Origin of the sequence: Gordonia sp. ABKF26 (assembly GCF_041103195.1) — a bacterium.
Classification (GTDB): domain Bacteria; phylum Actinomycetota; class Actinomycetes; order Mycobacteriales; family Mycobacteriaceae; genus Gordonia; species Gordonia terrae.
The window spans coordinates 655920-668476 of sequence record NZ_JBGCVZ010000003.1 but is presented as its reverse complement, the minus strand read 5'-3'; the positions used below and the strand labels follow the sequence as shown (position 1 = coordinate 668476).

The window sequence follows — 12557 nt, the reverse complement described above, 5'->3', positions numbered from 1 at the left end:
AGTCGAACCGAACCCGTTTTAGGTGCTAACGATCCTGCTCACCACGCGGTGAAGACGACGGCGGGTACGGTGCCCAGGTTCGTCACCGCGCAGCCGATCGCCCGGTCGATCCCCACGATGTCGCCGGCACGGACCAGCGTCCGCTGCGGCGCCCGCTCGACACGCAGGAGCCCGCCACCCACCAGAAGCGTCAACCGCCCCGATGCCGACACCGGCGGGATGAGCGTGCCACCCGGGGCGACGAGGGTGCTCCGCAATGGGGGACGGGGCACCGCGTCACCTGACGATTCCCTCCGCACCGGGGATCTGTCACCCGCGATGCCCGGACGTTCCTCGACGACGATGTGCTCCGTGCCGGGCCCGCGGAGCAACTCGTCGAAGTCGACTCCCAACCGGTCGGCGACCTCGATCGCGGTCTCCAGCGACAACCCGAGCCGCCCCCGCTCCATCTGCGAGATCGCGCTTGCGCTCACTCCGACTCGTCGGCCCAATTCTGCTTGGCTCCATCCGAGTTCGACACGAGCGGCGCGGATTCCGCGGCCCAGGTGACCGGCTCTGATCGAGGCTCGCCGGCTCGCACCGTTGCTCTCGCCGTGTCCGGTCTGGATCACCGAGTCCGCCGCCCGGCGTCCGTCGGCCCGATGGACGATCACCTCACCGGCGTCCGCCGACAGCACGCACTGGACCGACCAGAGCCACTCGGCGTTGTCGAGTTGCTCACGGTCGAGCAGCCAGTGGCAGATCGCCGCCGAACCGAAGACAGCCCGGACCGCCTCCCCGATCCGGGCGGACGACCGGACGAGATCAGACGGCCCGGCCTGCGTGAGATCCACCACCCATACGGTCGTGGCGTCGGCCGACGGGGTCACGGGCAGATCGTCGAGACTCCCGGACCGCACCGGCATCCCGGCACCTGACGCCACCCGGCCGATGAGATCCTCCCGGCATCCGTGGGCGACGCCCCAGACCACGTTCTCCCCCGGCACGAGCGGCCCGAGGAGGTCATCCAGTTCGGCGATTCCGCAGCCGACGCGCTCCGACCGTGCGGGGCCCGACCCCAATTCCATCCAGTCCGCCACTTCCCCCGAGATCCGGATCGACGCCGACACACGCCCGCGATCGCCGGAGATGTCTCCGAGCGACGATGGGCCGCAGCACCGTCGACCATTACGCTGGTCCGGTGACCGGAGCACAGGACTCAGACGACGATTCGCTGAACGGTATCAGCGCGGCGCATCGTCGTGAACTCTCCGCTCGGCTCGGGGACCGCGAGCGGGTGTCGACGTTCAGCGGTCCCTGGGAGGTCGAAACGGTCTGGCGCGGCGGCTTCCGAGTCGATGCACAGGCGCGCGGTCACACGATCGAGTTCGACGAACCCGCCGATCTCACCGCGAAGGACTCGGCGCCGACGCCGCACGAGTACGTGTTGTCGGCGGTCGCCGCCTGCATCACCGACGGCGTCGTGCTGCACGCGACGACGCAGGGGATCCGCATCGACGATCTCGAGGTGCGGGTGACGGGGACATTCGAGAACATCCTGCGCTGGGCGGGCCTGGCGAGCACAGGCAACCCGGGCTTCGGTGCACTCCAGGTGTCCGGACGCATCTCCGGCGATGCGGACGCGTCGACGCTGACCGAGCTGTGGAACCGAGCGATCGCGGGATCACCCGTGGCACAGACGATCAGCCGTCCGACGACGATCACGTCCCAGCTGTACGTCGACCCACGGTGAGCCGGTGACGATCGCTGCGCCACAGCGGCGTTCGGCAAGTATCGTCGCAGAGCCCACCACCGGGCCCAACTGGTGCCGGACTACGAAGCCGCCCCCGGAGTCGTGGTGGAAACCGTTTGCGGTCAGGCCTAGGCGATGACTGAACCAGGAGTTCCGTCGACTCCTGCCGGGGCAGAGCGAACTGCCCGTCGCCGGGAGGCACTCCTGCTGATCGCGGCCACCTCGACGATGGTCCTGCTCGTTCTCGATTCCAGCATCCTCGGCGTCATGCTGCCCACCATGATGCGGGATCTGGATCTCAGCGTGGGCCAGTCGTCGTGGCTGGTATCGGTCTATCTGCTGATGCTCGCGGTGTTCGCCCCGGTGGGCGGCCGCCTCGCCGATGCGCACGGTGCGGCGAGGATGTTCCGAATCGGGATGGTCGGCTTCGTCGCCGCGTCGACGATGATCGCGGCGGTGCCGACCTTCGAAGCGGTCGTGGCCGGTCGAGCACTGGCCGGCATCGCCGGTGCGATGCTCATGCCGGCAACCCTCGCTCTGCTCATCCAGACCGTCGACGAAGCGCGACGGGCGAGCGCGATGGCGGTCTACACGGGAGTCGGCCAGGGTTTCGCCCTCGTCGGTCCCGTCATCGGAGGAGTCTGTGCCCAGATCCTCACCTGGCAGGTGGGTTTTCTCGTCAACGTTCCGGTCGGGATCGCCGCCGTGGTCCTCAGCCATCTCGCCCGCCCGACACCTCACACGCACACGACACAACCGTGGGATCTGCCCGGGATGGCGTTGCTGGTGACCGGACTCGGCGCGGTCGTCGCCGCACTGCTGCAGGGACCCGCCTGGGGGTGGCGATCGCCGCCGGTCCTCGTCCTGCTCGTGGTGGGGGTCGGCGCATTGGCTGCGTTCCCGATCGCAACACGACGCGCAGCCGTTCCCGTTCTCGACATCGGTCTGCTCCGTGATCGCGACTTCGCGGTCCACACAGCCGCTCTCGCCGCGATCGGTTTCGCCATGACCGCCGCGACGGTCTACGGCGCGGTGATGCTGCAGGAGGCCATGCACCTACAACCCGTCGAGTCCGGCCTCGCTCTCCTGCCGCTGGTGGTCCCGCTCCTGGCTGCCACCCGCCTGGTCGGAGGGCGATACCAGCGCTACGGACTGAAACGCGTCGTCGTGGCCGGGAGCCTGTGCCTGGCAGCCGGAATGCTGATCGTGGCAACCGGTTTCGCGGTGTCGTCGGTGGTGGTCACAGCCATCGGACTCGCTCCCGTCGGTGTCGGGATCGGTGCGCTGCTCAGTCCGCTGACCACCGCAACCGTCGCCTCCGTCCCGGCCGGTCAACGCGGTCAGGCATCGGGAGTCATCACCACCGGCAGACAGATGGGCGCCATCCTCGGGGTCGCAGTGTTCGCGGCCCTTCTCGCGGCCTACCCGGGTCGCCCCGGGACCACGATCGGATTCGTCGTCACCTGCGCGTTGCTCATTGCTGTCGCGGTCGTCGCCGCCACCACCTCGTCCCGACTCGGCTTACCCTGCTCGGTGACCGGGAGGGTGTCGACAATCTCGAGTAGCACGTCGACGGGGTCTGGGATCGACGCACGCAGCTGCACGGAGATCTCCTCGACGTTCAGCGAGGCTGCGGAATCCAGCACGACGACCGCCCCGAACACCGCATCGGCACCGTCAGGCGCCGGCACCGCCACCGCGTAGCGAACCTGCGGGAGGTCACACAGCGCCTCTTGGATGTCGACCGGAAAGACGGAGCCCACGGCCGTGTCACGACGGTCGTCAGCGCGACCCCGCACGAGCAGATAACCCTCGTCGTCGACCATCCCGACGTCGCCGGTGGCGAACCACCCGTCGTCGGTGAACCCGGAGTGCGGTGGCGCAACGCTGTATCCGTGGGCCTGTGCCGGTGTCCGGACATGGATGGCGCCCTCTTCCAGCGGCTGGCAGAGCCGCCCATCGCTCGCCCTGATCTGCAGTTCTGTCGACGGCAGCGGCCGTCCCGAGGTACCGAGACGGGGCGAGTCGACGACGTAGTCCGGGCCGGAGAGCATGCTGATCACGCCGAATTCGCTTGCTCCATAGGGATTGACGAGTATCGGTCGGCCAGCCAGCCGTAGTAGCCGACGCCGTAGCGACGGTGCCGCGTCCGCACCGACGTGACTGATTCCGACGACGGAGGACAGGTCTGCTTCGGCGAGGTCGACACTATCCAGGAGTTCGACGAGGAGCGGTTCGACCAGCGCGAGGTGGGTGATCCGCGCGTCGGCGATCGTCTGCAGGACCGACATCGGTGTGAACTCGTTCTGCAGATACACATGTCCCCCGCCGAGAAGAACTGTGTCGACCAGTGTCTGGGCGATGTAGGCCAACGGAGTGCAGACCAGTTGGCGCCTGCCCGGCGTCGGGCCGAGGTCGACCAGCCGACGGTACTCTCCCTGTGTCCGGACACTGGCCTTGGAGACTCCGGTGGTGCCTCCGGTGGCGACCAGAACGCATTCGTCGTCGGACGAGATGGTCACGACTCCCGGCTCGGCCGCCTCGGCTGTCAGCAGATTCTGCAGTCCGGGAACTCCCCCGACCGCAAGCACATTCAGATCCGCGGCACCCGCGATCGATGGTGCGGTGTCCGGGAAGACGATCACCGCGTCCGCGCCGATGCGCGACAGGAACACCCTCAATCTCGCGGGTGACCCCGCATCGGGGCAGTACACGGTGGCCGCGCCGAGAACCGACGCGGCGTACCGAGCCGCGATCGCCTCACCGGTCACCGGCGCGACGAGTGCGACGCGATGTCCCTGTCGGACACCGTGAGTGCACAGAGCACCCACGAGACCCTGAATGAGCTCGAGGAGCTCGCGCCCGGTGAAGCGCCTGCGGTCGTCGACCAGGACCACATCGTCCGAGTCGCGGCGGAGCCGGTGCACGATGTCGTCCAGGTAGGTCGCGAAGCCCTCGGCGTCGGTCATACAGGTGGCTCCTTTGCGGTGATGCTGTCGCCGGAGTGTCGCATGGTGTGCTCCGTCGTCTCACGTGTCAGCGAATGATGTTGTGCGGGAAGCGGGGTCCGATGTCGAGCGGGGGCAGCACCCGGACTCCGACCATGATCCCGTCGCACAGCAGGGCGGTCGGCGCGGCCGTGGTGCAGACGTAGTTCGAGCGCATGCTGCTCCCGCCGTCAGCAATCGTCTGCGCAATGACGTAGGGTTTCGGTGCCATCGTGCGCGACGAGTCCCCCTCTGCGCGCGGCTCAGCGTGCGACGGATCTGAAGTGCGGATGCGCCGCACCGTGGTGCCATACGATGCCGACCAGGCATATCACCGTTCCACCCCACAGATTCGGAGCAGCATGCGACTCGGACTCCACGCTCTGGGCATCGGCACCGGAGCGCGCCGCGACATCATCGACGCCGTTGCCAACCATGCCGAGGCGCGCGGCTTCCGCACATTGTGGTGCGGGGAGCACGTGGTGATGGTCGATGACCCGGCCTCGCCGTACCCGTACACCCCGGACAAGAGAATCGCGGTCCCCGCCGAGGCCGACTGGCTCGACCCGACGATCGCGCTCTCGTTCGCCGCCGCGGTCACCGACACGATCCGCCTCGCCACCGGGGTGCTGCTCCTTCCCGAACACAACCCCGTCATCGTGGCCAAACAGGCCGCCTCACTCGACCGTCTGAGCGGCGGACGACTGACCCTCGGTGTCGGAGTCGGTTGGTCCCGTGAAGAATTCGACGCGTTGGGAGTCCCATTCGAGCAGCGCGGAGCCCGGGCCGACTCCTACGCGGACGCGATGCGTGTGCTCTGGCGCGACGAGGTCGCCTCCTACCGCTCGGAATTCGTCGCCTTCGAGAACATCCGGGTGAATCCGAGACCGGCGGCCGGCCACATTCCGTTCGTCGTGGGCGGCAACAGCGATCGCGCTCTGCGCCGTGTCGTCGGCTGGGGTGATGGCTGGTACGGGTTCAACCTCGACGACGTCGACGCGGTGGCCGATCGGTTCAACACGATCGAGCGGCTGTGTTCCGAGAAGGGTCGTGACCGCACCGAGCTCGATGTCGCGGTCGCCCTTCGTGATCCCCATCCCGCGGATCGCGACCGACTCGCTGCTCTCGGCGTCGACGAACTCGTGCTCGTGGAGTCACCGCCTGCGGAGGCCGACGCGGTCCCCGGGTGGTTGGACGAGCTGGTGATCCGCTGGGGCGTCGAGGACTAACGCAGCCCTGGGTCCGGTTCCTCACGCAACAGGCGTGCGCGCCCTTTGCGTCGATAGCGATAGATCTGAACGGCCCCGAGTCCCCAGAGCACGAACTGCGCCGACATCGCCCAGGTGAACGCCTCGGGCGGATACCCCTGGACACCGTCGGGGGTTCGCCAGTCGAGAATCACACCGATGAGCCCCGCGAGGATCAGACTCGCGATGAAACCCGCCTGATTGATGATCCCGGTCGCCGTGCCCGCCCGCGACGCCGGATTGGACGTGCGGCCGACATCGAAACCGATCATCGACGCGGGGCCGCCCATCCCACAGACCACCACGAGGAGCACGAGAAGCCAGAACGGCGCACCCCCGGGCCACGCCAGTACCACCGTCCAGGTGGCCGCGATGCCGGCGAGCACCGCCAACACCACCGTCGATCGATGCCAGGGCCACCGGGTGATGAGCCACGCGAAGATCGGCCCGAAAGCCATGATGGCGAAGACCATGATCGTCAGGAGCGAACCCGCCGCAGCGGAACTCACCCCCTGGCCCTCCACGAAGAACGGGTACCCCCACAGCAAACCCAGCACAGTGGCGCTGAAATGCGTCGAGAAGTGCATCCAGAAACCCAGCCGGGTCCCCGGGTGCTCCCACGATTCGCTGAGACTGCGCCGGATTCCGGCCAACCCGAGCATGGGTCCCGACACCGATCGGGTTGCCGCAGAATCCCGCACGACGAGCGCGGACGCCACGAGCAGGACGACCCCGAGTCCGGCGGTTGCCATGTATGCGCGACTCCATCCCCACGAGGACAGCGCCCAGGTCATCGGTATGGCGGCCGCGACCGCGCCGAGCTGGCCGAGCACCCCGGTGAGCTGGGTCAACAACGGAACACGTCGCGCCGGGAACCAACTCGAGACCAGCCGCAGAACACACACGAAGGTCATGGCATCGCCGACCCCGACGAAGAACCGAGACGAGAGGGCCCAGGTGTAGCTGTCCGCAAAGGCGAAGCTGAGCTGGGCCAGCGAGAGGATCAACGTACCGGCGAGAAGAACCCGTCGCGGACCGAACCTGTCGACGAGGAGGCCGACCGGTACCTGCATCAACGCGTACACCAGCAGCTGCAGCACGACGAAAGTCGACAGCTGGGAGGCGCTGATCTCGAAACGCTCAGCCGCCAGCAGACCGGCAACGGCCAACGATGATCGCTGCAGCACGGCGACGAAGTAGACCGTGACGCCGACGATCCAGATGATCATCGCCTGCCGCGAACTGGATGACGAGGTCATCTCAGCGTCTCACCGACGGGCCGGACCTCAGGAACTCTTTCGATCACCTAACTATTGTCCGACACGCTGCGCTTTCGTTGCGAGCGCCCCGCAGAGTGCGGCCTCGATGCCGGATTCCGCGACAGATCCCGCACTCTGCAGTGCCTTGTCAGCGGTCCGCGCCCGCCGACGCCCCGACCAGTTCGGCGTCATCGGCTTCGTTGCCGAGTGCACCATCGCTCGGTCCCTCGCGTCGCGTCCGGGCCATTCGAATCAGGAGCAGCGCCAACAGGATTGCGCCCACCCCCGAACCCGCGACGACCGCCCAGCTCACACGTTCGGCGACACTGCCGGCGGACTGGTTCGACGCGGGAGGCGCGGTGTCGCCGGGGGTGGCCGGGATCAGATTGGTCGACGCGTTGTCGAGGTCCTCGTTGATCGAGTTGAGCACGCCCTGGAGTTGCTTGACCCCGGCGTTCACCTTGTCGGTGGCACTCAGGGTGTCTTCCCGCGCCGATGCGAGGCGGTTGAGTCCGGTGGACAACTGGCCGGCGGCCGTCTGTGCTTGCGTGATCGCGGAGTCGATGCCGGCGGCCGAGGACTCGAGCGACTTCCGCATCGTCGCCAACTCCCCTTGCAGCGAATCGAGGGAGCCGAGCTGCTCACTGATCTCCCGACTCGAACCCTGAAGCGCTCGGAGCCGTTCGAGGGCGTCCGCCGACCCGGGGGTCCGGGAGTTCTCGAGGTAACCGATGAGCGGTGTCACCAGTGAATCGAGCTCGGTGACGGAGTTCGACAGCGAGGACACCTGCCCGAGGACCGCTGACACCGCCAACGCACCGTCGTTGACCTGGCGGGTCGCCGACGACACATCCGGAGCATTGCCCAGACCTCGCACCAGCTGGTCCGAGGCGGAGGCGGCGGTGTCGACGGCGTCGAAGATGTCGCGCGCACTCCCGGTCGCCGTCGCGATGCCGCCGGTCGCGCTGTTCAGACCCGCGGACATCAGTTGGAACATCATCTTGGCCGACGACACGGAGTCACCGGCCGCATCGATCTGCTCGGCGGGCGGTCTCGTGTCCTGGGCGTCTGTCGTGTCCGTGGGCAGCGCCAGGTAGACCACCCCGCCGACCAGCAGCGCCGTCAGCAACACCGCAAGCGCACCCACCGGCATCATCGTCGCCGGGACACGCTTGCTCACAACAGTTTTCACACTCACAACGCCGACCGATCCGAACTCCACCACGACTCTCGTGGACACGTCCCGGACGCACGGTACCCGGCCGGCCGCCGGCATCCCTCATCGAGAAGCACCGGGCGGCGCGATTATCAGCGAGTTCTCACCCCACACTCAGGGGAAGCGGCGAACTACCCCCGCGCCATGTCCACGAACCGGCTCAGGTGCAGCTGGTGTGCGACGGTGATCGTGGCGGTCGGGCCGTTACGGTGCTTGCCGACGATGATGTCGGCCTCGCCGGCGCGCGGGTCGTCGCGCTCGATGGAATCGGGACGGTGCAGCAGGATGACCATGTCGGCGTCCTGCTCCAGCGAGCCTGACTCTCGGAGGTCCGACACCTGGGGTTTCTTGTCGGTACGTTGCTCCGGACCACGGTTCAGCTGACTGATCGCGATCACCGGGACCTCGAGTTCCTTGGCCAGCAGCTTCAGCTGACGGGAGAACTCCGACACCTCCTGCTGGCGGGACTCGACCTTCTTACCCGAGGTCATCAGCTGCATGTAGTCCACCGCAACGACTTTCAGGTCGTGGCGCTGTTTGAGACGCCGCGCCTTGGCGCGGATCTCCATCATCGTGAGGTTGGGCGAGTCATCGATGAAGAACGGCGCCTCCGAGATCTCGCCCATCCGGCGGGCGAGGCGGGTCCAGTCGTCGTCGCTCATCGTGCCGGCGCGCATGTCGGCGAGCTTGATCTTCGCTTCCGCCGACAACAGACGCATGACGATCTCGGTCTTGCTCATCTCCAGCGAGAACATGGCGGCGGTCAGGCCGTGGCCGATCGCCGCGGAGCGCAGGAAGTCCATCGCGAGCGTCGAATTGTGGGTCGGGACCATCGCCTCGCCCGCGAGGTACAGGTGTTCGGCGTTGTCGACCTGGACGCAGCGCACGGGAACCGGGTCGACGGGGCGGACGGCGACGACGCGCCGGACACCGGCCCGCCTGCGCAGCTCTTTGTGCCGAATCGCCTTGTGGTGCACGGTGAACACGTCATCGTCGGCGTCGACGCGCAACCAACCGGTGGCCGACCGCTTGTAGTTGAATCCGAGTCCGGCCACGAGATCGGCGACGACGGCCGTCATATGCCGGGTGGCGGCCGGGACGGTGATCCAGCCGTCGTCGTCGACCGAGGCACGGGCGTCGAGCAGTCCTGCGAGCAGTGCCCGGCGCTGCGCGATCGAACCGCGCAGGTACTCGTACGGGATGCGCCCACCGAGGTCGGCCATCAGCGTCATGACGTCGACCGGGCCCTCGGCGTCGATCCGCATGCTGATCTCGGGATCGTCGAAGGCCATCCCGGCCAGCGCCGCCACCGTGTAGGGGCCGTAGGCGAAACGCTTGCGCGGCAACTCGAGCGGCGCGGTGTTGCGCACGACAGCGCAGCCGACGTGTGCCCGCAGACCGGCTGTGGTGACAACGCGGCGTTTGCCGTCGATCTCGGCCGCCCACTGGTGCTGCTCGTCCGCGACGATCATCGCGCCGTCGCTGAATTCGATTTCGTAACAGGGGCGTTCGGTCATCACCTCGGTGGCGGCGACAACCCGGGTGGGTCGGCCGTGTGCATCGAGGAGATGATCGCCGACCCCCACCTTGCCCATCGTTGTCCACCCGGTGGGCGTCGGCAGCGGGGTGTCGAGCGCGAGTGCCTTTCCGACACCCGGACGGGCCGCGACGATGATCATCTGGCCGGGGTGCAGGCCGTTGGTGAGCTTGTCGAAGTCGGCGAACCCCGTCGGGACGCCCAGCGAGATGCCGCCCCGCGATGCGATGGAGTCGATCTCGTCCATCGTCGGCTGCAGCAGATCCTCGAGGGGGACGTAGTCCTCCGCGGTGCGCTTCTCGGTGACCTCGTACACCTCGGCCTGGGCCCGGTCGACCACCTCGGCGACGTCCTGGCCGTCGGCACCGGCGTAGCCGTACTGGACGATGCGTGTGCCGGCCTCCACGAGTCGCCGCAGCAACGCCTTCTCCGCGACGATCTCCGCGTAGTAACCGGCATTGGCGGCAGTGGGCACCGTCGAGATCAGCGTGTGCAGATAGGGCGCACCACCGATCCGTTTGAGTTCGCCCGCGCGCTCGAGTTCCGCGGCGACCGTGACGGCGTCGGCGGGCTCACCCTTCGAGTACAGCGTGAGGACCGCTTCGAACACCGCCTGGTGAGCGGGACGGTAGAAGTCGTTGGTACGGATCTTCTCGACGACGTCGGCGACCGCATCCTTGGACAGCAGCATGCCGCCGAGCACCGACTGCTCGGCGGCCAGATCCTGCGGGGGCTGCCGGCCGAAGTCCTCCGCGGGGATCTCTTCTTCTCCCCGTGCTCGGCCTCCGGCGGCGGGGCCGCGCCCGCGGTCATCCACAACAGCCACGCGTGTCAAACCTCTCGCAACGCTCGATCCCACCCGACATCGAATGAGTACGACCTTGAGTCTGGTGTCGGCCCCGGTAGGCCACGTCGCGAGTCCCCGGTGTCGACGTCGTGTTTCGGTCAGTCTCTTCCTATCGGGTGGCACCGACATCGACTGTCGTGTGCGCCGAGACGGACGGAGACGCTGAGGCGTGACACTAGGACGTCTGCGACCCCGACTCAAACCGACCTGTTGACGAATCTGGGGATCACTTGTGGAGCGTGTGTGAGTGGCCAGGGGACGCGTTGTGCACCCTTTGTGGACAACCTGAGGAATTCGGGTGTGAACAACGCTGTTTCCGCAGCTCAGAGGGCTGACTAATTTCCACAATCAAGGAATTGGAAATCCTTTGGACTTCCTCGGCGCGTCGCCTTGCGGGCGTGTTGCGGGTGCCCGTTCAACCACCCGTGGCGAATATTCGGGTGAACATCCGGTGTGGTCCGCGTTACACCTGGCCAGACGAGGTCCCGAGCATCTTCAGTCGTGCGACTTACCGGTGAACGCCGACGACACGCCTGTCGGGTGTGATGCAATGTCGATCGTGTCGAGGTTGGGGTCCAAGTCGGTCGTCGTCCGTCGCGTGGTCACCGTGCTGGCCGCCCTGAGTGCTGCCGCCGGGCTCGCGACGGCCCCGTCGGCCGTCGCCGCACCGGGTCCCTCGATGCCCGTCGAATTCGATCTGTCGCGGTATCAACCGGTCGACCCGACGACGTTCCGGTCTGTGGCCTACGTCGACAACGGGCGCTCCTTCTTCACGACCGGCCGATGGGTGTGCCAGGTCGGCCCCGGCTACCGCTACGTGGGTTGTGCGGGCCGTCCGGCGACCGCCCCGCCGAATGCCATCGGTGCGGTCATCTCCGACGACCAGCAGGGACCCTGGTGGGCGCGCACGGACCAGACCTATCGCTTCGGTCCGAAGAGCGGCTTCCGGCCGCCGCTCCTCGGCGTCGGCAAGCGGGTGACCATCGAGGGCGTCACGTGCACCGCCCCCCGCCGCGACACCGTGGCCTGCCGGACCGGCGAGCGCGCGCTGATCTTCACGCCGGCCTGGCACAAGTTCTTCTTCCCGTCGTGGGACACCCTCGGTCCCGGCAACAACGCGGTCGACCACAGCGCCAACCCGGCGCCGCGGTACCTCCCGCCCCGATTGCAGTACTGGAACCAGCTGCCTGCCAATCCGCCGGCACCGAAGTAGGGACAGACGACGAAGGCCGGGTGGAGATCTCCACCCGGCCTTCGTGCGTGAATGCTGGAGGTCAGCTCGCGGCGACGACGGCGAGCTGGACGGTCGCCGAGACCTGCGGGTGCAGGTTGACGACGACCGGGTAGCTGCCGGTGGCCTTGATGTGCCCCTTGGGCAGCTCGACGCTGCGCTTGTCGACGGTCGGGCCGCCTGCGGTCTTGATGGCACCGGCGACATCTGCCGCGGTGACCGAACCGAAGAGCTTGCCCGAGTCGTGGGTCTTGACGTCCAGCGAGACATCGGCGAGGCCCTCGAGGGCCTGCTTCAGCTCGTTGGCGTGCTCGAGACCGCGGACCTCGCGGGCTTCCTGCGAACGGCGGATGCCCTCGACCTGCTTCTCGGCTCCGCGGGTGGCCTTGATGGCCAGGCCGCGAGGCAGCAGGTAGTTGCGGCCGTAGCCGTCCTTGACCACGACGATGTCGCCGGCTTCGCCGAGGTTCTCCACGGCGGCGGTGAGGATGAGCTTCATGT

At 67.6% G+C, this 12557-nt stretch carries 10 protein-coding genes and 1 pseudogene; 4 read left to right on the top strand and 7 right to left on the bottom strand.

The window, feature by feature from the left end; translation table 11 throughout:
- Nucleotides 1–38: 38 nt before the first annotated feature.
- Nucleotides 39–1067 (bottom strand): helix-turn-helix domain-containing protein, encoded by a 1029-nt coding sequence (locus tag AB4Z55_RS03595; protein WP_143707936.1) that lies wholly within the window; start codon nt 1065–1067, stop codon nt 39–41.
- A gap of 113 nt (nt 1068–1180) precedes the next feature.
- Between AB4Z55_RS03595 and AB4Z55_RS03590 the strand changes: the two genes are divergently transcribed.
- Together AB4Z55_RS03590 and AB4Z55_RS03585 are read left to right on the top strand one after the other, a co-directional pair.
- The gene (locus AB4Z55_RS03590; protein WP_239402946.1) at nt 1181–1732 is read left to right on the top strand and encodes an OsmC family protein; all 552 of its coding nucleotides are present in this window, start codon (nt 1181–1183) and stop codon (nt 1730–1732) included.
- Nucleotides 1733–1867: 135 nt separating this feature from the next.
- Nucleotides 1868–3436, top strand: a complete 1569-nt coding sequence (locus tag AB4Z55_RS03585) for an MFS transporter (RefSeq protein ID WP_369519155.1) — start codon at nt 1868–1870, stop codon at nt 3434–3436.
- Between the two features lie 197 nt (nt 3437–3633).
- Here the strand turns inward: AB4Z55_RS03585 and AB4Z55_RS03580 are convergent.
- Both AB4Z55_RS03580 and AB4Z55_RS03575 read right to left on the bottom strand, forming a co-directional pair.
- Nucleotides 3634–4701: pseudogene (locus AB4Z55_RS03580) on the bottom strand (AMP-binding protein); the annotation flags it as partial.
- Between the two features lie 67 nt (nt 4702–4768).
- Entirely contained in the window at nt 4769–4951 is a 183-nt protein-coding gene (locus AB4Z55_RS03575; RefSeq protein WP_369519154.1) for a hypothetical protein, read from the bottom strand.
- 130 nt (nt 4952–5081) lie between these two features.
- Here AB4Z55_RS03575 and AB4Z55_RS03570 point away from each other — a divergent pair, with 130 nt between their 5' ends.
- Nucleotides 5082–5948, top strand: coding sequence for an LLM class F420-dependent oxidoreductase (locus AB4Z55_RS03570; RefSeq protein WP_369519153.1), 867 nt, complete (start codon nt 5082–5084; stop codon nt 5946–5948).
- Here the strand turns inward: AB4Z55_RS03570 and AB4Z55_RS03565 are convergent.
- The 3 genes from AB4Z55_RS03565 to dnaB all read right to left on the bottom strand — a co-directional run bounded on the left by AB4Z55_RS03565 (nt 5945) and on the right by dnaB (nt 10804).
- On the bottom strand, nt 5945–7225 hold the full coding sequence (locus tag AB4Z55_RS03565; RefSeq protein WP_101819902.1) for a nitrate/nitrite transporter: 1281 nt from the start codon (nt 7223–7225) through the stop codon (nt 5945–5947). The genes AB4Z55_RS03570 and AB4Z55_RS03565 overlap by 4 nt on opposite strands.
- A gap of 148 nt (nt 7226–7373) precedes the next feature.
- Nucleotides 7374–8405 carry a hypothetical protein gene (locus AB4Z55_RS03560; protein WP_257881177.1) on the bottom strand — a complete coding sequence of 344 codons (1032 nt, stop codon included), beginning with the start codon at nt 8403–8405 and terminating at the stop codon, nt 7374–7376.
- Between the two features lie 167 nt (nt 8406–8572).
- On the bottom strand, nt 8573–10804 hold the full coding sequence (gene dnaB, locus AB4Z55_RS03555; RefSeq protein ID WP_101819901.1) for a replicative DNA helicase: 2232 nt from the start codon (nt 10802–10804) through the stop codon (nt 8573–8575).
- 571 nt (nt 10805–11375) lie between these two features.
- Here dnaB and AB4Z55_RS03550 point away from each other — a divergent pair.
- Entirely contained in the window at nt 11376–12038 is a 663-nt protein-coding gene (locus tag AB4Z55_RS03550; protein ID WP_101819900.1) for a hypothetical protein, read from the top strand.
- 61 nt (nt 12039–12099) lie between these two features.
- On the opposite strand, the gene rplI is transcribed toward AB4Z55_RS03550, so the two are convergent.
- Nucleotides 12100–12555, bottom strand: a complete 456-nt coding sequence (gene rplI, locus AB4Z55_RS03545) for a 50S ribosomal protein L9 (RefSeq protein ID WP_004020663.1) — start codon at nt 12553–12555, stop codon at nt 12100–12102.
- Nucleotides 12556–12557 lie beyond the last annotated feature (2 nt).